Origin of the sequence: Butyrivibrio sp. AC2005 (genome assembly GCF_000424145.1) — a bacterium.
In the GTDB taxonomy this organism is placed as follows: domain Bacteria; phylum Bacillota; class Clostridia; order Lachnospirales; family Lachnospiraceae; genus Butyrivibrio.
On sequence record NZ_AUJI01000010.1, the window covers coordinates 219,450 to 239,327 of the forward strand.

19 protein-coding genes are annotated in these 19,878 nt (G+C 41.3%); 9 read left to right on the plus strand and 10 right to left on the minus strand.

The window, feature by feature from the left end:
- Nucleotides 1-5 precede the first annotated feature (5 nt).
- The 4 genes from G602_RS0102490 (at nt 6) to arcC (ending at nt 4,407) form a co-directional block, all read left to right on the plus strand.
- Nucleotides 6-755: a DUF975 family protein gene (locus tag G602_RS0102490; RefSeq protein ID WP_026657509.1), complete on the plus strand. Its 750-nt coding sequence runs from the start codon at nt 6-8 to the stop codon at nt 753-755.
- A gap of 28 nt (nt 756-783) precedes the next feature.
- On the plus strand, nt 784-2,715 hold the full coding sequence (locus tag G602_RS0102495; protein ID WP_026657510.1) for a glycoside hydrolase family 2 protein: 1,932 nt from the start codon (nt 784-786) through the stop codon (nt 2,713-2,715).
- A gap of 45 nt (nt 2,716-2,760) precedes the next feature.
- Nucleotides 2,761-3,363, plus strand: a complete 603-nt coding sequence (locus G602_RS0102500) for a DUF6553 family protein (protein ID WP_026657511.1) — start codon at nt 2,761-2,763, stop codon at nt 3,361-3,363.
- 108 nt (nt 3,364-3,471) lie between these two features.
- Nucleotides 3,472-4,407: a carbamate kinase gene (gene arcC, locus G602_RS0102505; protein WP_026657512.1), complete on the plus strand. Its 936-nt coding sequence runs from the start codon at nt 3,472-3,474 to the stop codon at nt 4,405-4,407.
- A 110-nt stretch (nt 4,408-4,517) separates the two neighbouring features.
- On the opposite strand, the gene clpX is transcribed toward arcC, so the two are convergent.
- The 6 genes from clpX to G602_RS24870 all read right to left on the minus strand — a co-directional run bounded on the left by clpX (nt 4,518) and on the right by G602_RS24870 (nt 12,028).
- Nucleotides 4,518-6,134, minus strand: a complete 1,617-nt coding sequence (clpX, locus tag G602_RS0102510) for an ATP-dependent Clp protease ATP-binding subunit ClpX (protein WP_081675805.1) — start codon at nt 6,132-6,134, stop codon at nt 4,518-4,520.
- Between the two features lie 244 nt (nt 6,135-6,378).
- Entirely contained in the window at nt 6,379-8,187 is a 1,809-nt protein-coding gene (locus tag G602_RS24865) for a S1C family serine protease (RefSeq protein WP_049945010.1), read from the minus strand.
- 205 nt (nt 8,188-8,392) lie between these two features.
- The gene (locus G602_RS0102520) at nt 8,393-8,671 is read right to left on the minus strand and encodes a hypothetical protein (protein ID WP_026657515.1); all 279 of its coding nucleotides are present in this window, start codon (nt 8,669-8,671) and stop codon (nt 8,393-8,395) included.
- Between the two features lie 125 nt (nt 8,672-8,796).
- Nucleotides 8,797-9,813, minus strand: coding sequence for a UDP-glucose 4-epimerase GalE (galE, locus tag G602_RS0102525; protein ID WP_026657516.1), 1,017 nt, complete (start codon nt 9,811-9,813; stop codon nt 8,797-8,799).
- Between the two features lie 349 nt (nt 9,814-10,162).
- The gene (locus G602_RS0102530) at nt 10,163-11,389 is read right to left on the minus strand and encodes a UTP--glucose-1-phosphate uridylyltransferase (RefSeq protein ID WP_026657517.1); all 1,227 of its coding nucleotides are present in this window, start codon (nt 11,387-11,389) and stop codon (nt 10,163-10,165) included.
- A gap of 207 nt (nt 11,390-11,596) precedes the next feature.
- Nucleotides 11,597-12,028: a Uma2 family endonuclease gene (locus G602_RS24870; protein WP_049945011.1), complete on the minus strand. Its 432-nt coding sequence runs from the start codon at nt 12,026-12,028 to the stop codon at nt 11,597-11,599.
- 52 nt (nt 12,029-12,080) lie between these two features.
- On the opposite strand from G602_RS24870, the gene G602_RS0102540 reads away from it, so the two are divergent.
- A complete protein-coding gene (locus G602_RS0102540; protein WP_026657518.1) occupies nt 12,081-12,980 on the plus strand; it encodes a hypothetical protein in 900 nt (299 codons plus the stop codon).
- Nucleotides 12,981-13,179: 199 nt separating this feature from the next.
- Here G602_RS0102540 and G602_RS0102545 read toward each other — a convergent pair whose 3' ends face one another.
- Genes G602_RS0102545 through G602_RS30845 form a run of 3 tightly spaced genes read right to left on the minus strand, consistent with a single transcriptional unit; the run spans nt 13,180 to nt 15,223 of the window.
- On the minus strand, nt 13,180-14,052 hold the full coding sequence (locus tag G602_RS0102545; protein WP_026657519.1) for an aldose 1-epimerase family protein: 873 nt from the start codon (nt 14,050-14,052) through the stop codon (nt 13,180-13,182).
- Nucleotides 14,053-14,097: 45 nt separating this feature from the next.
- The gene (locus G602_RS0102550) at nt 14,098-15,069 is read right to left on the minus strand and encodes a D-2-hydroxyacid dehydrogenase (RefSeq protein WP_026657520.1); all 972 of its coding nucleotides are present in this window, start codon (nt 15,067-15,069) and stop codon (nt 14,098-14,100) included.
- Complete coding sequence (locus G602_RS30845; protein WP_026657522.1) at nt 15,044-15,223, minus strand: hypothetical protein; 180 nt, start codon at nt 15,221-15,223, stop codon at nt 15,044-15,046. The genes G602_RS0102550 and G602_RS30845 overlap by 26 nt, the downstream gene beginning before the upstream one ends.
- Before the next feature lie 194 nt (nt 15,224-15,417).
- Between G602_RS30845 and tnpA the strand changes: the two genes are divergently transcribed.
- From tnpA to tnpC, 4 genes are all read left to right on the plus strand, one after another.
- Nucleotides 15,418-15,813, plus strand: a complete 396-nt coding sequence (tnpA, locus tag G602_RS0102560) for an IS66 family insertion sequence element accessory protein TnpA (protein WP_026657523.1) — start codon at nt 15,418-15,420, stop codon at nt 15,811-15,813.
- Nucleotides 15,806-16,180 (plus strand): IS66 family insertion sequence element accessory protein TnpB, encoded by a 375-nt coding sequence (tnpB, locus tag G602_RS0102565; RefSeq protein ID WP_026657524.1) that lies wholly within the window; start codon nt 15,806-15,808, stop codon nt 16,178-16,180. Before tnpA ends, tnpB begins: the two co-directional genes overlap by 8 nt.
- Before the next feature lie 91 nt (nt 16,181-16,271).
- A complete protein-coding gene (locus tag G602_RS0102570; RefSeq protein WP_026657525.1) occupies nt 16,272-16,622 on the plus strand; it encodes a hypothetical protein in 351 nt (116 codons plus the stop codon).
- A 22-nt stretch (nt 16,623-16,644) separates the two neighbouring features.
- Nucleotides 16,645-18,582 carry an IS66 family transposase gene (gene tnpC, locus G602_RS0102575; protein WP_026657526.1) on the plus strand — a complete coding sequence of 646 codons (1,938 nt, stop codon included), beginning with the start codon at nt 16,645-16,647 and terminating at the stop codon, nt 18,580-18,582.
- A gap of 165 nt (nt 18,583-18,747) precedes the next feature.
- Here the strand turns inward: tnpC and G602_RS0102580 are convergent, their stop codons facing one another.
- Nucleotides 18,748-19,722: a DUF6033 family protein gene (locus tag G602_RS0102580; protein WP_026657527.1), complete on the minus strand. Its 975-nt coding sequence runs from the start codon at nt 19,720-19,722 to the stop codon at nt 18,748-18,750.
- Nucleotides 19,723-19,878 lie beyond the last annotated feature (156 nt).

Consider the following 19,878-nt stretch of genomic DNA (forward strand, 5'->3'; position numbering starts at 1 on the left):
AACTTATGAGACAATTAAAGAACACTACCGCACTCAAGGCCACAGCAAGAGAAAGACTCCTTGGGCACTATGGCACTACGATCTCAGCCATAATTCTTTACCGATTCATTTCATTTATGATTATTAACTTCATTATTGGTTCAATCATCCCAAATACTCTTCTTTCATATTTGGTATATTTTGCGGCAACAATCCTGGTCAACCTGTTCTTTGGAGTATTTGAATCAGGGATTGCCTATCTTTTCATGAACATTGTCTATGGACAGTCCGTGTCTGTAGCTGACATCTTCCACGGCTTTAAGAACCACCCCGATAAGGCAATCGTTCTTCAGATTCCGCTGGCGGTTATGGACACACTCACCATGATCCCCATCCAGGTACTTTCAGTAATCCTTGCAACGAATGCCAAACTCACAGGGAACATTGATTCGCAGGTTACTATCGCAGTCATAGCCGTGATCGCGATTTTAGCTATAGTGAACATTTATGTACGCCTGACATTTTCACAGTCCTATTACATACTTCAGGATTTTCCGGAAAAATCGGCCACTTCAATATTAAAAACCAGCATGAAGCTTATGCGCGGCAATAAAGGAAGACTTCTCCTCCTTTACCTCAGCTTCATACCTCTTGGGCTTATCGGAATGCTTGCCTGCTTTATCCCGCTTTTCTGGGTAACAGCATATCTGACCACATCAGATGCAGCATTTTATCAGGACCTCGTCGCAGTGAAAGCTCAGAATTCTAATATATAATGAAGGGCATTCCCGAAAGGACTAATACATGGATATAATAGATGCAATTAAAGCAATAGACAAAACACATGAGGACGATGTACTTCACAGATTGACCACTGTCTGGGGCGATTCACTCGATAAAGAGAATGTTTTACAGGAATACCCCCGTCCACAGTTCGTTCGCGACAGCTACATAAACTTGAACGGAGAATGGGAATATGCCATCTCAAAAAGCGATGTACATCCTAAAAAAATGGCTGGTACCATTCTCGTTCCATTTTCACCGGAAACTATTCTTTCAGGCGTCGAAAGACAGCTAAAGCCTGACGAATACTTATGGTATAAAAAGAGACTTTCCTCTATAAAACTCCCCTCGAAGGATTCCCGTGTACTTTTACATTTTGGTGCCATTGATCAGCGCGCCATTATTTTCATAAATAGCACTCCGGTCGGTGCTCATTCCGGCGGATATCTTCCATTTACAATTGATATTACAGAGCAGCTTAAGCCTGAAGCACCCGATGATACTTTATGTCTTGGCGGGACACTTACAGTGTGTGTTCAGGATGACAGTGACTCCTCCTATCACAGCAGAGGCAAACAGACCTTAAAGCGTGGCGGAATGTATTATACTGCCCAAAGCGGCATCTGGCAGACAGTATGGCTTGAAATCGTTCCTGCAACGCATATTTCAGCCTACAGAATCATCCCTGACCGCGACCTTGACGTAATCTATGTCACAGTTCACACCACCGGTGAATGCCCGATGTCAATTAAGGTAATGGATTCAAAGAGACAGATTCTGAATGCTGAAAATGAAGGCGATACAACCCACAGAAGCGACAAAAATCGCGATCGTTTTGAATCAGAGGATTTCCATGATTCCTTTAATCACAACTCCGATGAACTTGCCACCTTTTCACCCGATATCGAGAGCAAGGGCGTATCTAACTACGTTTACTCATGCAAGATAACTATCCCCAAGCCCCATCTATGGAGCCCCGAGGATCCTTATCTCTACCAGGTATGCATCACTGCAGGGCAGGACGAAGCCTGGACTTACTTTGGAATGCGTTCATTTACTAGACAATTTGACAATGAAGGACATCCTCTGTTTTTCCTTAACGGCAAGCCCTACTTCCTTAACGGAGTTCTTGACCAGGGCTACTGGCCTGACGGTTTGTATACCGCCCCAAGTGATGAGGCTCTTATTTTTGATATTACAGAGATGAAAAAGCTTGGCTTTAACATGCTGAGAAAGCATATAAAAATTGAGTCCGCAAGATGGTACTACCACTGCGACAGGCTTGGAATGATCGTTTGGCAGGATATGGTAAGCGGCGGTTCATCCTATGCGAAGCCCATTGTAACCTACCTTCCCACACTTTTCCCGGGAATCTTTGGTCACATGCCTGATGGTCCGATAAACTATCACATTTTTTCACGCGAATCTGCCGACGGAAGAAAAGAATGGACACACGAGATGAAGGAGACCATTCAGTATCTGATAAATGTCCCCAGTATATCTGTGTGGGTTCTTTTCAATGAGGGTTGGGGACAATTCAATGCCTCTGCGGCAACCATACAGGCAAGACAATTTGCTGACAACAGGCTGATTGACCAGGCCAGCGGCTGGTTTGACGAAAACGGCGGTGATTTCAGAAGTGTACACAACTATTTCAGACCGCTGGATGTCATTGAAGATAAGAAGCATCGTGCTTTTGTAGTCTCCGAATACGGAGGATATACCTGCTATATCAAAGGACACAGCAGTGTGGACAGAGTTTTCGGTTATAAGAAGTTTGATACCGTTGCAGATTTCCAAAAAGCTTACCGGCTTTTAATGGAAGAAACCATAGAGCCCCTTAAGAAAAAGGGGCTCGCAGGTGCCGTTTATACTCAGCTTTCCGATGTTGAAGAGGAAGTAAACGGTATAATGACGTATGATCGCAGAAAGAATAAACTATTTATGGCTTAATAAGACTTCCCCTTTCAAGGGAGAGCTGACGGATGAGGGTTCCAAATGCTAAACAGCAAAAACATCTATGATAAACCAAGAGAAATTAATAACTATCACGAAATAAAAGAATTATCCGAAAGAAGAGCTTATCTGCAGCAATTATATGACAGTGCCCCGGAAGATGCTGCAAGATGTCTTTCACTTTTTGACAGCAGATATGAACAAAAAGACAACCAGTGGATTGATAAATATATGCGCGCCTTCATGATGCTACTTACCATGAACCGTGCTTCCGGTTTGGGCTTTCTAAACAACAAAAGAAAAAAAGAAGTTTCCGGCTATCTCACAGAGCTTGGGCTCGATGACTGCACTATGGATTCTTTTCAGATTCAGGAATGGGTTGATTTTGCAGCCTGCTACATCGGCTCTTGTACCTCCAGCAAAGCCTACGGCTCTGCCTTCCTTGGTATGATAACAATGCCCGATAAGAATATCGCCATGAAAATTGCGGCAGATATTGATACCGCTCTTCATGAGGTACCTGAATCCTATGGTCTTTTTGAAAAATCTGAGCCGATTTTTAATATTTTTAAGGAAACTTATTTCCAGATACTTGAAAAGGGTGAAGATCTATGGCAGGAGTATTTGTCCAGTCGCACACATTAAAAAACTTTAACGTAAAGCTTGTATTATACAGTGCAATAATGTATCTCACCATTCCATTTTATGGTATGATTAGACATATTTTTATTAGCATAATCGGGAGGAAACGCAATGGAAAACAAGAAGGCCGTTGTATCCCTTGGCCACGAAGCCCTCGGATACACAACCAATGAACAGATGAAAGCCACAAAAGTAACCGCAAAAGCTCTTGCCGATCTCGTTGAAGCAGGCTACCAGCTGAATATCACTCACAGTAATGGTCCTCAGGTCAGCATGATTCACAAGGCTATGACAGAGCTGCGAAGAATTTACATCGACTACACTCCTGCTCCTATGAGTGTTTGTAGCGCAATGAGCCAGGGATATGTAGGCTACGATCTCCAAAACTCCCTGAAAAGCGAGCTCACAAGTCGAGGAATATCCACCCCTGTCAGCACAATTCTGACTCAGGTTACTGTTGATCCTTACGATGAGGCTTTCTATGCTCCCACCAAGGTTATCGGAAGATACATGTCCAAAGAGGACGCTGATAACGAGGTTAAGAAGGGAAACTTTGTACAGGAAGTTCCCGGAAAGGGATACCTTCGTATCGTTGCTGCTCCCAAGCCCATAGATATTGTAGAAATTGATGCTATCAGAGCTCTTTCAGATGCCGGCCAGATTGTTATCGCCTGCGGAGGCGGCGGAATCCCTGTAATACAGCAGAATCATGTACTAAAAGGCGCTTCCGCTGTTATTGAAAAGGATGCTATAGCCGGAAAACTTGCCGCTGATCTCGGCGTAGACAGACTTATCATCCTGACTTCTGTTCCTTATGTTTACAAGGATTTCGGAAAAGAATCTCAGGCACCTATTGAACGTATGAATGTAGCTACTGCAGAAGAATATATCCGTGACGGCCAGTTCGGCGCTACAGATATGCTTCCTAAGATTGAAGCTGCTATTGAATATCTCAGAAAAAATCCTTCAGGAAGTGTTCTTATTACATCTCTTGGAGAGGTTAGCGACGCGCTTAAGGGTAAGGCAGGAACCTTTATTACTGCATAAAATAATACGCCCCATATATGTAGTGTTTCGCTTCAATCTCGTTGCTTACGCATAATCGATTGAATCGAAGCACTACATATATGGGGCTTTCTCTTATGCCATCACAAAGATTAATCTACTGTCTTCAGAGGTATCGCCCTAGGCACCTCAGTAGTACGAAGTTCAATTCTCGGACCGCCTTTTCCTCTGATATAATCACCGGTTATGGTTACATTTCCGATATTATCATCCTTTGGAATTTCATACATAATATCCAGCATGAACTCCTCAATAATAGCGCGCAGAGCTCTGGCTCCGGTATCCTTTTCCATAGCCTTTTCAGCTATTGCCTCAAGTGCATCATCGTCAAACTCAAGATTAACCTCATCAAGTGCAAGCAGTTTCTGGTACTGCTTAAGTATTGCATTTTTGGGCTCTTTCAGGATCTCCACAAGCATCTCCTTTGACAATCCCTTGAGCGTACAAATGATGGGAAGTCTTCCCAAAAACTCAGGAATCATTCCAAACTTCTTAAGATCATCTATTGTAACTTTTGTAATAAGATCAGGATCCTTATCCCACTTATCCTTAAGATCGGCATCAAAGCCTATAGAAGTCTGCTTATTCAGACGCTGCTTTATTATCTCCTCAAGCTCCGGAAAAGCACCACCACAGATGAACAGAATATTTCTGGTATTTACTGTTGCCATAGGAACCATAGCATTCTTGCTGCTGGCGCCTACAGGAACCTCAACATCAGATCCCTCGAGAAGCTTAAGCATACCCTGCTGAACAGACTCACCGCTTACATCTCTTGAGGTTGTATTCTTTTTCTTCGCAATCTTATCAATCTCATCTATGAAAATAATACCCTGCTGAGCCTTATCAATATCATTTCCGGCTGCAGCAAGAAGCTTACTTACAACGCTCTCTATATCGTCACCGATATATCCTGCCTCTGTCAGAGATGTCGCATCTGTTATGGCAAGCGGCACATCAAGAAGCTTAGCAAGTGTTTTAACAAGATATGTCTTTCCACTACCTGTTGGTCCGATCATGAGAATATTTGACTTCTCAATCTCTATATCATCCATTGTACCTGTCTTAACACGCTTATAATGATTATAAACAGCCACTGAAATTATCTTTTTTGCCTGCTCCTGACCAATAACATAATCGTCAAGCTTACCCTTGATGATATGCGGTGCAGGTATATTATCAATGCTAAACTCAGGCTTTACCTTGATATCTTCTTCCTTCTTCTTTTTTATCTTCTGAGAATTAGGAATACCACCGGAATTCATAAAGTTTCCTAAATCCATGAAATTCAATCCAGGTATTCCTGAATGCTTATTAAGCTCATTCATCAGGTCTGGATTATTCAAAAGATTCTGATAGTCAAACTGGCTGACAGTATCCATAGTCTTATGCATACAATCATCGCAGACACTTATACCGTTTGGAAGATGGAACATCTTGCCGGCCTTGCTCTCAGGTCGTCTGCATATAAAGCAGACATCCTCATAGTCGCTTTCCTTATTGGAAGCATTGCCTGATTCATTACCTGAATTATTGCCTGAATCCTTGCTCGTCTCCTTATCTCCGTTTACATTACCTGAATCAATTACATCAACTGAATTGTCACTTTTATTATCACTTGTTTTATTTATATCTCTCTTTATTTCAGATTCCGGAACCTCTCTGAAATCAAGCTCATCATTATCTTTATTATCAAAATTATTACCCATTATGTTTTCTCCGTTAAGTTAGTTTCTGTGCTTTAAGCTTTTTACTATTCATTTCATACAATCTAATGCCCATACACCATTATATGCGCGCCTCCGCCCTGCTTCAAGTAAAGAAACTATGAAATATAAAAACCCTCTTTATCGGTTAATCAATCCGACAAAGAGGGTTTTCATTGATTCATACAGCACTCTTCCCTTTATTATCATGCGATTGAATCAAATCAAAAAATATAATTATCATTCTTTAGTTTCCGAAATTAAAACCAAATCCGAAGGGACTCTGGAAAGGATCAAGCTCATCACTCTGCTGGCCCTGTCCCTGACTACCCTGACCTTCTTCCTGCTTTGCATCGGGCTGCTTCTCACCCTGATAAGTCTTGTTATCAGCACCGCTGTCTGACTGTACTGTAGGCTTTGAACCAAGAGTAACGGTTATCTCCTGATCCTGGTAACCACCCTCTGCCTGTCTCTGCACTGTAACGGTAACAGTCTCACCTGCTTCATAATAAGCAAGTCTGTTCTGAAGATCATCCATTGATGAAATTTCTTTTCCGTCAAACTTTGTTATGATATCACCTTCCTGAATACCTGCTGCCTTAGCGCCGCCATCCTCGGAAACACCTGCAACATATACTCCAAGAGGAAGTCCATACATCTGTGATACATCTGAAGTTACACTAACACCTGAAATACCGATGTAACCTCTGTTATCCTCAGAAACCTTAGCACGTGTCTTCTCTGTCATAAGCTGTTCAATGATAGGCTTAGCAGTTGAAATCGGTATTGCATATCCCATGCCTTCTATAGCTTCGCCACCAATCTTATTTGAGTTAATACCAATGACTTCACCACTTATGTTAAGAAGCGCACCACCTGAGTTACCGGGATTAATAGCTGCACTTGTCTGTACAAAAGTTCCCTGCTTACTGTCATCAAGATCTATTACACGATTCACAGCACTGATGACACCTGTTGTAACCGACTGTCCATATCCAAGAGCATTACCTATTGCAATTGCAGGTTCGCCAAGTGTAAGTGAATTGGAATCTCCAAGAGTTGCTATTGCTATTGCATTCTTTGTCTCAACACTAAGATCACTAAGCTGAACAGCTATAACTGCCAGATCCATGTTGGAATCTGTTCCCTTAACCTCTGCCTTTGCAGTATTCTCATCTACAAACTGAACCTCAAGAGAATCAGCACCTTCAATAACATGATAGTTAGTAGCGATAAGGAGCTCTGTCTCATTTGTACCTACAATGATACCTGATCCTGAAGCTGTAAGCTCCTGGCTATATGTCTGTCCAAAATATGAAGCAGACTGTGTATAGTTATTGTTGATTGAAACCATAGCAGGCATTGCCTTGGCAACAACCTCTGTAACATCTGTCACAACTGTTCTTGAATTCTCAACAGTTTCAGTCTGAGCAATTCCTGACTCAGCATTGTTTGCAGTAATAGTAGAGTCTATTGCATTCTCATCAGCCTGTGCCTGATTGTTGTTATTCACAGCGCTATCCGAAGAACCCTTCTCCTTTGCTTCCTGCTTGTCTTCATTTCCGGCATCTGCCTTATCCTGTATAGCTGCAGGCATTTGGGAAATCTTTGTCATGCTGTAATATCCTGCTCCAAGTCCGAGGAAAAGAACGAGTGCAATGGCAATTGCTGCTGCAACTTTCTTCCCTGTTCCCTTTTTGTGAGGTCCGTTTCCACCATTCATACCGGGCTGATTGTAAGAATACTGGTAATTACCATATGTATTTTTGTTACCATAGTTGTAATTACCATAGCTATTGCCATTCTGATTGTAATTACCGTTCTGATTGTAGTTACCATTCTGGTTATAATTACCACTCTGGTTGTAGTTACCGTTAGCGTTGTTCATCCCGTTGGATTCACTGCTCATTCCGTTATATCCACCATATGTTCCGCCATTGTTGTTACTACTGTTTTGATTATAACCACCGTAACCTCCGCTCTGGTTATCTGAGCTGTAGGTGTTTCCCCCACCTTCTACTTTGTTTTGCTCATTATTCTCATTATCAAACATCATCCATTACCTTCTTTCTTTGATAAACTTTTTGATAAATTATATTTTTCTCTTTGCATGTACTCAGTATAGAAAGAGAATGTGACGAAATTGTGATAAAAGTATCAAAAAAATATTTCTTATACTTAAATTGAACCTAAAAGATAATTTCAAAAAAGCCGGCACAAGGCTTTTTCTTGTACCGGCAACCGTATATTTCTAATTTTTCCTAATAATAAAAATCGTCTTCTTCAATCACTTGGATTTCCATATATTCAAATGGAATTTCCTCAATAAATGCATCCTTTGTAAAACGACACTTATTATGAAGCTGAAAGTCATGGACCGTTGACTTAAGCCATATTGGCTTACTAAGATCAAGCTCGTAGCAGGCCTTTTCAATAGCATTCATAACCTTGTGTGTTCTGGTATCCATCGTATTATCTTCAATAGTAACATCTTTCAACAAATGATTATCATTAATTAGCCGAACCCAAAGTCTAAACATTAACTCAAAATCTCCATATAACTTATCTTTTCCGGTCAAATGTCATATATCTAATTAAGGGAAGGCTACACACCTTCCCTTAAATCAACTAATTCATTAACCTGATATTCTAATTGTCAGTGTAATTAGTCCTCATAACCATTAGGATTCTGGCTCTGCCATCTCCAGGAATCTTCACACATCTCGCGAATGCCGTTCTGTGCCTTCCAGCCAAGCTCCTTCTCTGCCTTATCAGCATTGGAGTAGCAGGTAGCGATGTCTCCCGCACGTCTGGGCTGAATCTCGTAAGGAATCTTCACTCCGTTAGCTTCCTCGAAATTCTTAACAATATCAAGAACACTGTAACCAACACCTGTACCAAGATTGTAGATTGAAAGACCACTGCCGGGCTCTAATTTCTTAAGAGCCTTAACATGTCCTACTGCAAGGTCTACTACATGGATGTAATCACGGACACCTGTTCCGTCCGGAGTATCATAGTCATTACCAAATACGTTCAGCTTAGGAAGTCTGCCAACCGCAACCTGTGTAATATAAGGCATAAGGTTGTTAGGAATTCCGTTAGGATTTTCACCGATAGTTCCGCTCTTGTGAGCTCCGATAGGATTGAAGTATCTAAGAAGAACTACGTTCCATTCCTTATCTGCAAACTGCATATCTGTAAGAACCTGCTCAAGCATTGACTTGGTCCAGCCATAAGGGTTTGTGCACTGTCCCTTAGGGCACTCCTCTGTAATCGGAATAAATGCAGGATTACCATAAACTGTAGCGGATGAAGAGAAGATGATATTCTTGCATCCATGCTGTCTCATAACATCAACAAGTGTAAGTGTTCCGCCAATGTTATTCTCATAGTATTCCCAAGGCTTCTGCACTGACTCGCCAACAGCCTTAAGACCTGCAAAGTGAATAACACTGTCAATCTTCTCCTTAGTGAAGATCTCTTCAAGGCCCTTTCTGTCTCGTATATCTGTCTTATAAAAAGGAACCTTCTTGCCTGTAATTGCTTCAACTCGTCCAAGAACCTTCTCGCTTGCATTAGCAAGGTTGTCCATAACAACTACATCATAGCCTGCGTTCTGAAGCTCTACTACTGTGTGGCTTCCGATATATCCGGCACCACCTGTAACTAATATTGCCATACTCTGTCCTCCCTATTTCCCCTCATCCGTCAGCTTCGCTGCCACCTTCCCCCCAAGGGGAAGGCTTTAATACTTTACTTACCAAAGGCAGATTGCTTTACTATTTTGCCTTCCCCTTGGGGGGAAGACTTTAATACTTTACTTACCAAAGGTAGATTGCTTTACTATTTTGCCTTCCCCTTGGGGGGAAGACTTTAATACTTTACTTACCAAAGGTAGATTGCTTTACTATTTTGCCTTCCCCTTGGGGGAAGACTTTAATACTTTACTTACCAAAGGTAGATTGCTTTACTATTTTGCCTTCCCCTTGGGGGGAAGGTGGCGCGCAGCGCCGGATGAGGGGTACTATTTACAGTTCAATTCCGTTCTTCTTGCAAAGTTCTCTAGCTGACTCTACTGAATCCTTACCTGTCTTATTCTTAATAGGTGCAAACTCATGCTCACGAACAACTTCATAAGGTACACAGCTGTCAAGCTCATGAATCATATCTAGAACAAGCTGCTCAAATTTGCATCCGTTAGGTGTCTCAGGCTTAACAAGCTCACCATTCTCATTGATGAAAGGAATCTTCTTCTCAACAACGTGGAGAGGAAGCTCATTCTTAGCAATTCTCTCAAGTGCAGGAACATTGAAGAGATAGTTAAGGATAACTCCATAGTTGTAAGCAGGATCTCCTGCCTCATCCTTAGCATCCATCATCTCCTGTGTAAGTTCATAATACTCTACAATTGAAGGTCTGCCATCCTCAAGGCACATAACACCAACACCCTCATCAGGAGCATTCTTCTTAACAACCTTAGCACCAACCTCAGCCTTCTGCTCAATTGTAGCACCTACAAATGTAGGATCGCAGATTCTCTGAAGTACATTATCAACAGCAAATATATTAACCCACTCGATACCCTCAGCATGAAGTGTCTTATCAAGCCCTGCCTTGATCATAGATGAGAACCATCCTGCATTTCCGTTAGGAGATGTAGAGATACGTCCCTTCTCTTCCATATAAACCTTACCTTCATAATCTGAAGCGGGAGCCATGTCCTGCTTGAAGAAAGTAACCTTATCTGCCTTATATCCGAAGAAATTCTTCTCTGTAAGGAAGTTTACAGTCTTCTCATGGTTCTTCTCACTTGTCATGATGAAAAGGTGAATCCATGAACCTGTAGCATTAACTACATCAAGAAGATTCTCAATAATTCTCTGGAAAATGAACACTTCCTTAGTAAGACCGATATTGTACATACCCTTAGGATCATCGGAACCAAGTCTTGTTCCCATACCACCGGCAAGAAGACATGCTGCTACCTTTCCTTCCTTAATAGCATCTGTTCCGATCTTGGTAAACTCATCTTTTCTCTTCTCAATCTCAGAAAGCTGCATGCAGGCAAGAGGCGAGAATTTCCCTCTCTCAGAACCATGTCCTAAGTTCTTCGCATTTTTCAAAACGTCGAAATCAATCTCATCGATCTGCTGAAGAAGTGCTGCCTTCTCAGCTTCTGAAAGCTCATCATAATATTTGAGGACATGCATCTGTCCGTTTGCTTCAAGCTTCTTTTTTGCTTCTTCTAATGTCATAGTATATTTCTCCTTTTTTACTACGCTTATTATATAGAAATCTATTCTAATACATCGTGAATATACTATAAAAACCCGATTACGATGTATCAGCGCTTCCTTTATAATATCTCACACGAAAAAATAAAACAATCTATCCTTCGCAAGTTTTGAAGATATAATCGCAATTATCAGGTAATCCCATTTACCAAACTCAATAATATCCCACTACTCCTCCGGAATTTGTTCATATTCATCAATAATAGCTTCAATTTCGTCCAAATCAATTTCCAGTTTCCCATCATATATAAGGACCGGTTCTTTACCCTTTAGTGGCTTTATTTCGGGAATAGCGTCTTCTTTGCTGCAGTCATACTTAATCAAAAGCTTTTTATCCGGATCAATCATCCAGTACTCTCTGACTCCGGCCTCTATATATTTATAGCTTTTTAGGAGCATATCTTTTCTCCTGGTAGATTTAGATAACACTTCCAAAATAAAGTCCGGGGCACCAAAAACATTCTTCCGCCTTATTATATCCCTCTCACAAATAACAACCACATCCGGCTCAACCATGGTCTTATCATCTCTATCAAGCTGGATATCTATTGGAGATTCGTAAACCTTACACTTTCCCTCTTTTGTAAATAAACATTTCACCAATTAATCTTTATCTTAATATGGTAAAATATATAACAAAAAGGGAATGCCTATGAATGACCTGACAATTACTGAGCAATACAAGAACCTGAACCAATTTGAAGAAGATATCAAAAATAAGCAAAACAACATCAAGCATATAATAGATGTCGCCTGCATATCTACAGCAGGTATACTTACCTGCGGCCCCATCTCATGGATATTGTATTCGCTTTTTATAAGCGGACAGGCGCCTTTACTTGGAGGCATGGTCGGGATAATGATTTCGTCTGTTATACCCGGTTTCATAGGTGCACATTCAGATGATATAGCCGTTTCTATTAAGAAGCATCAGATTGAGGATAATTACAGATTCATGTTTCAGAAAATGTGTGAGGACACAGAAGAATTATGCGATAACCTTACTCCACAGAATTACACTCTGCAGGAAGCATTCGATTTAATAAATCATTTTTGGGATGATAACTTCCCCAAGGGCACCTTGTTTGAATCAGATTATGATAATGATGAACAGATCATTTCAGAATTAAAAGAAAAACTAATGAGCAGATTATTCGCTTTTTCCGAGTTTTCCGCAGCACACATGATGATATATGCGTTATGGACAAATAGTTGGGAAAACAATGAACTTCAGGATTCCCATATGCCACTACGACCAAGACAGGACTCTCTTGCAGATGCCTATAAACGTGCATACAACATGCATGTACGGGATTTTTTACAGCAATCATTACCATCCTGGCACAGCAGTGAACCCGGCAACGATCTTGAAGATAAAGGAAAACATTTCACTTACCGACTGCTTATGCAAAAGCACGTCCAGGACAACTATAAACAAATTATTCAATTCCATTACAATATGGTGCAAATGTTTCCTATATATGAAAAGCGCATGGATAGCGAGCTTGAAAATGAATTCAGAGCTTATTTTAATTCAATTACGCTGCCTTAATCCCTGATTTTAAAAAAATGTACCGCGCGTCTTGAATGAATCCTTCCAATCTTAGACTCAAATTGTGAAACAAAGAAAATAGACACAAAACCATAAAAACGCTATATGCACATAAAATGCAGAAAAAACTATGACTTCTTACATGCAAATGCAAGCAAGAAGTCATAAATTTATTCCGAATATAATACTGTCTGCTTTATTATGAAAATTTCACACTGTAATTTGCTTCAAATTCTTTTCCCGGCTCAAGAGTCTGATTCCACTCTCTATCCTTCAGCTCACCGGAAAAGCCCTCTCTGTCTGCTCTTCCATACCAGGGTTCGATGCAGATAAATGGAGCATTTTTCCCTGAAGGTGACCAGATTCCAAGAAGAGGAGCATCAAAGGTTACTTCAACGAACATCTTACCCTCTGAATCCACTATTCCAGCGCCACAAACCTGGCTGTTTTCCAGAATAATAGCTCCGTTATCAAAGGTGTGCTCATCAACCTCGATAGTTTTCTCCCCGTTTAGTTTAAGTTCATATGTTTCGTTTGCTGCAAGAGGATCATGGAACTTTCTCACCGTGAGAATATCCTTGTCGGTCTTAAGTACAACCGAATTTCCCTTAAGTGTTCCGTCCTTATTAAGCTCACAGTTAAATGCAGGATGGGCACCAATTGCAAATGGCAGCTCTGCATCTCCTGTGTTTTCCACCTTCCAGCCAACAGTTATATTATCTCCATCCAGTGTGTAGGAGATTGTAAGCTTGAAATCCAACGGAAACTTCTGAAGAGTTGTCTCGTCTGATGTTAATGAGAATACCGCATGGTTATCATCTTTTTCCACAACCTCAAATTCCATGTCACGGGCAAAACCATGCTGTCCCATGGGATATTCTTTCCCATTGTATCTGTATGTCTTATCTGCAACAGCTCCTACAAAGGGAAAAAGTACCGGTGATGTTCGTCCCCAAAACTTGGGATCTCCGCACCACATGTATTCTTTACTATCTCGTTTTACACTTTTGATCTCTGCACCTGCTGTGTCGATTTCAACAGCAAGTGTCTCGTTTTTTAATGTAATTCTCATTTATATGCTTCCTTTCTGCTTTTTCTATATCACTTTTTCTCCTGCTCAGTTTACTATATTCCTGCTTTCGCCTGCTTCAAATGCAATTATGTTCTTTGCCACTTCTTCAACGCAGCGGCTTCTGGCTTCAACGCTGGCCCAGGCCATGTGAGGTGTTACAAACAGTTTCTTGCTATCCTGGATTTCAAGAAGCGGACTATCCTTTTTCATAGGCTCTACAGTTAGTACGTCAAGTCCTGCGGCAGCTATTTCATCATTCTCCAAAGCCTCTGCCAAATCCTCTTCATTAACCACCGGACCTCTTGCAACGTTGATAAGAATTGCTGATTTCTTCATTTTTGCAAGAGCATCCTTATTTATTATCCCTTTGGTCTTATCCGTAAGCGGACAATGCAGTGACAACACATCACTCCTTGTAAGCAGCTCATCAAAACTTACCATCTCGTATTCTTTATCTTCATCGATATGGTCTGTTCTTCCTGATGCAGAGTAAAAGATAACCTTTGCTCCGAAGGCAGTAGCAATCCGGGCAACTTTTCTGCCAATATTTCCCATTCCGATAATTCCCCAGGTCATTCCCTCAATTTCATGAAAAGGAATATCCATTTTGCAGAAATGCTCCTGGGCAGCATATTCACCGCTTTTGACAAATTCATCGTAATCCTTAAGAGCCTCCATAATATAGAACAGAAGCGCGAACGTATGCTGAGCAACGGATGCTGTTGAATAGCCTGCTACATTGGCAACCTTGATTCCCCTTTTAGCACAATCCTTTATATCCACGTTATCGAAACCGGTAGCAAATTCGCAGATAAGTTTGAGATCCGGCGTTTGCTCAAGTATTTCTGCCGTAATTCTGGATTTGTTAATGCAAAGAATTTCTACTCCGTTTAGACGCTCCTTCACATTATCTTTTGTAATCTTGTCCTTATAAAAGGTAATATCACCCAGCTTAGAAAGACTGCTGTAATCTATATCATTTCCGACACTGTCAATTTCTGCTGCTACTATTTTCATCGGTTGCCTGTCCTTTCTGCATTTCTTTATATACTTTCTGCTTTTCTTTATAAATAATCATCCAGTTTTTGCTTGTATGCAATTTTTTCAATATGACTTCAATTTTATCACTTTGGTATCCTTTTGGAAAAATTTTTGAGTATATTTTTTCCATATTTTCGCAGCAGATGGTTTCTTCTTAATTTGGTATCCATATATCTTTAATTCATGGGTACCAAATTTAATAAAATGTTCTCATAGTGAAAAGCACTCTTTATTTGTAAGCGGTGCAACAAGCGCGTCTAGGAACCACCCTCCTGTATTGGTAGTATTCTCTTAGAGAATACTACCAATACAGGAGGATTTTTTATGGATTCAGAAGTAATGGATGTAAGACTTCAGAGCTGGATACCTGTGCTTAAGGCGCAGGCTGAAAGTGGACTCAACAAAAGGGAATTCTGTGAAAAACATGGCATTCCCGAGAACTCTTTTTATAGATGGCAGCGCAATGTCAGGAAAAAGATGCTCAAAGACGGTGCTGACATGCAATCACTGTTCGATACTTCAGAAGACAATGGGCAGGGTGCCTTTGTAGAGCTGCCTATGGTTCAGTCTGTACAACAGCCAAGTTGTTCGCCGGAAGTTATTGCCCCGCAGAAACCATCTTCCATGACACTCTCATTTCACGGAGTCTCTATAAAACTGGATGGATCAGTCGATGAAGCCGCACTCTCTTCTGTACTAAGGGCGGTGAAGCATGCTTAATGCTAACGGGCTTACTTTTTCAAAGGTCGTTATTCTGGTTGGGCGCTGTGATCTTCGCAAGGGTATTGATGGACTCTCCGCGCTTGTAAGACTCAGATATAACCGTGATCCATTAGAAAAGGACACGCTGTTTTTATTCTGTGGCACACGTAAAGACCGGCTCAAGGGAATCCTGTGGACCGGAGACAGGTTCATACTTCTTTACATACGTCTTGTGGAAGGTTCCTTCCAGTGGCCTCGTTCTGAGGAGGAAGCACGGAATCTCTCCGGAGAAGAATTCATGCGTCTGATGGATGGATTCTCCATTGACCCTTCAGTCGGTAAAAAACGTGTGCCTGACCCTGTACGGATTGAACGCAGACACTAAAAAACATAGTGATAATTCATGAAATAATTACCACTAGCTTATTGACACTAGCATAGGTATGTGGTAAATTATCACTATGGAGGACAAGAAGATGTCTATTGTAAAGCACACCGACAAACGTTCCGGAGTTACCTATGTATATGAGTCCGAGTCCTACTGGGATAAGGAAAAGAAGCAGCCACGCTCCAAGCGTACCCTCATCGGAAAGATCGACGAAGAGACCGGTGAGGTGATACCGACTGGAAAGAGTGGGAAAAAGAAATCAGAGGCAGCCGTTACCCCGGAGCAGACAAAGACTCCCGAAGCTATCACTGACCATGTAAGACTTCTTGCTGAGAAGGATGAGATCATCAGCTCATTAAAGGCAGAGAACAGACGCCTTTTAAAGGAAAAGCAGGAAATGATCGAGGCACTTGACGTACTGTTAAAGAAATGGTCATGAAACACTGAGGGAGGATGCAGGGATGAAAGCAGATAGGAAAAACTTTGAAAAAACCATAAATGGTCTGGGGGAGTACTATCTGCGAGAGCTCTGCATGTCCATGTATGACATGATCGAGGAAAAAACGCTCAGGGAAAATGCAAGTGACAGGATAAACACGGAAAGTGCCCTCGCATTCCGTGCCATGCAGAAAGAGCTCGAAGACACAAAAAAGGAGCTTGGAGACTGCAAAAAAGTCATTGCTAAGCTTAATGAACAGCTCTCCCTTAAGACTAGGATGATATTCGGACGTCATACAGAGAAATTCATTGATTCCCTTGAGAATGCGCAGAACCCTCCTGAAGAGTTTGAGGATGAAAGCCAGGTTGAAGATTCCGATGAACGTGGAAAAAAGAAAGGAAGCCTCATAAGTTTTGAGGATCTCAAAAAGTCACGTTCTGAAGATCCCGGTAAAGACGGGCAGAACAATTCCGGCAATAATGGCAGCCATGTAACAAAGGACAACGGTTCTAAAAAAGGTACACGTACAGCTAACCTGTATGAATCCATAATGAACCTTCCTATGCAGCTGCTTTATGACCTTGATATAGACAAGCTCAATGAAGAATACGGTGAGGGCAACTGGCGAATAGCCAGTTGGCACGAACATTTCACTATCGAAAAGATAGAGTGCCCCATCTATGTAAAAAGGATATTTACTCCTGTGATATCGTCAGGTCTTGAACACAGGATGTCGACCGTTCCCTATAAAAATCCCATAAAAGACAGATCATATCTTTCAGCATCACTCCTTGCAGACATACTGTACAGGAAGTTTGTGCTTGCGCTGCCCTTCTACAGGCAGTCCGATGACTACAACAACTGGGGGCTTGCCCTTTCAAGACAGGTCATCATAAGGTGGGTAAACGAACTCGTTCCTGTGATAACTCGCCCGGTCATAGAGTACCTTACAGAGCTCATGCTGCAGTGCAGGTATCATCAGTGTGATGAAACATATCTTCTCGTAAACAGAGACGGAAGAGCCGCAGGAACAAAGGGTTTTCTCTGGGTTCACAGTACCAGTGAGCTGGCTTCCTGCAATCCTATAATACTGTTCTTTTATGAAGCAACACGAGGCACTGACCACTTAAGGAAACTCCTTCTTGAATTCCATGGTTATATCACCTGTGATGCATATATATCCTATCATGTTATGGAGGAAGAAAGTGAAGGAAGGATCCTGGCTACAGGATGCCTGATGCACTGCCGCAGGTATTTTGCCATTGCACTTTTTGTCAATGACCTGAAAGGACTTACGGATGAGCAGATACTTGAGATGCCCGAGGTAAAGGCCCTCATGCTGATAAGGGAAGTCTACGAGGAAGAAAACAGGCTTAAGAACATGACAGCTGATGACAGACTCCTTGCAAGGAAAGAGTTTGTTGCCCCGAAGATGGGTTCCCTGTTTGAATATATCCATGAACTGGCCGAGTCAGAAATGATATTCTCCGAGAAGCTTGCAAAAGCCATTGACTATGCCATAAACCAGGAAGTATACCTTCGAAGGTTCCTTGAAGATGGAAACATCCCATGCGACAATGGAAGCAGCGAACGCCATATCCGTGGTTACAGCGTGGGCAGAGCCAACTGGCTTTTTGCTGATACCGTTACCGGAGCAGAGGTAAATGCTGCCATGTATTCCATTGTGGAGACTGCAAAAGCAAACAACGTCAATCCTTATACATATATCAAATATCTCATAGAAAAGATGCCGGAACATCTGGATGAATACGGAAATATCACTGACCGTGAATGCCTTAAGGACATGGTCCCGTGGTCAGATGCATTCCACACTTACGAAGAGGAATGCGCTGAAAACAGGAATCAGATGTATTCAGGCATGTTCCCTGCACCTGTAATTCCAAAGCCGCCACGGAAGACCGCAGAAGCTTCCGATAATCCTGTGGCAGATACAGCCTGATCAAAAATCACAAAAAAAAACCCTGCGGACACATGGTCTGCAGGGCAGTTCGTATGCTTGTCTTTCAAAACTTGTAAAAATTGCAAAAGTTTTGAATGATAGCTGATTGATCTCATAAAAAAGGCAGCTCTCGGGTTGAGAACTGCCTGGTATGGTTTCACATTTTCAATTGTCGGACATAAGCTTTTTTAAGAGATCATCTGCACTGTTGGCTTCGATTCCGTAAGGATTTGAACAGTCCTTATAGTTGGCGTGATATGAGACTTTTCCATTATCGTCAAGTGTAACACCAAATCTAAGGAATTCTTTATTACCGGAATAGGCTTTTTCTATATCTTTCATTTCATTAACTGACTTATCAATTACTTTGAGTATATTACGCTTATCGTCATCGCTGCCGTATGTCAGTTTCTCAAGCAAATCCGTAGACATGAGCATATTGAACTTAGTACTATATCTCCAAAGACTTGCTCCGGAAAATATATTCTTTGGTTTGAGATCCTCACCTGTAAAATGCGTATTGATGCTTAAGTCATGTTTTGAATCAGAATAGGTCTTCTCAAGAATATCGATAGTTGATCTCCGTACAGAATTTCTATTCATTTGTGGATCATTCTGATATTTAAGATCACGGAAATCACTAAATCTACTGTATGCTTTATATAAAAGCTTTAAACTATCTTCATTCCAATCAAAGATTTCAGTTACCCCATCGTGTTTTTTTATTCGACTATTTATGGCCTCATCCAGGAGCTTGATATAATCAGCATAGCCATCCGGATCTTCTACTCTGAATGCATATAGCATACTGTCGTTGCCTAACCAGTCTTTCCTGTCATAACCTATAAATTCTTTACTGCAAGATTCCCAGGGCTCTCGTTGACTGGTTACACCTGCTTCTTTATAATTCTCGGTTGAGTTTGAAACAGATTCTGATAGTTTCTTTCCTTCTTCAGAAATCTCAACAGAAACAGCACTTGACAGCTTTTCTTTAAGCGGATTATCTGGGTCTTCAGCTAATATTTGCTCTAATTTTTCTTTTATAAATACTGGTTCAGCCTTTTTAGGAATGTCAATCTTAGGAACTTGATCCTTTAAACCTGGATCATATCGTAAAAAACCCGGATCTTTTATAATCATAGTCGACCTCCATGTACAACTTTGATAACAAATAGTATCTCATTTACGATATCGGCTAATAACTGCATTTTAATAATAGCAAATTATAAAAAACCAGAAACAATATAATCGTTTCTGGTTTCAAAAGCCCGTGTACGCGCTTGTTGCACCGCTTAC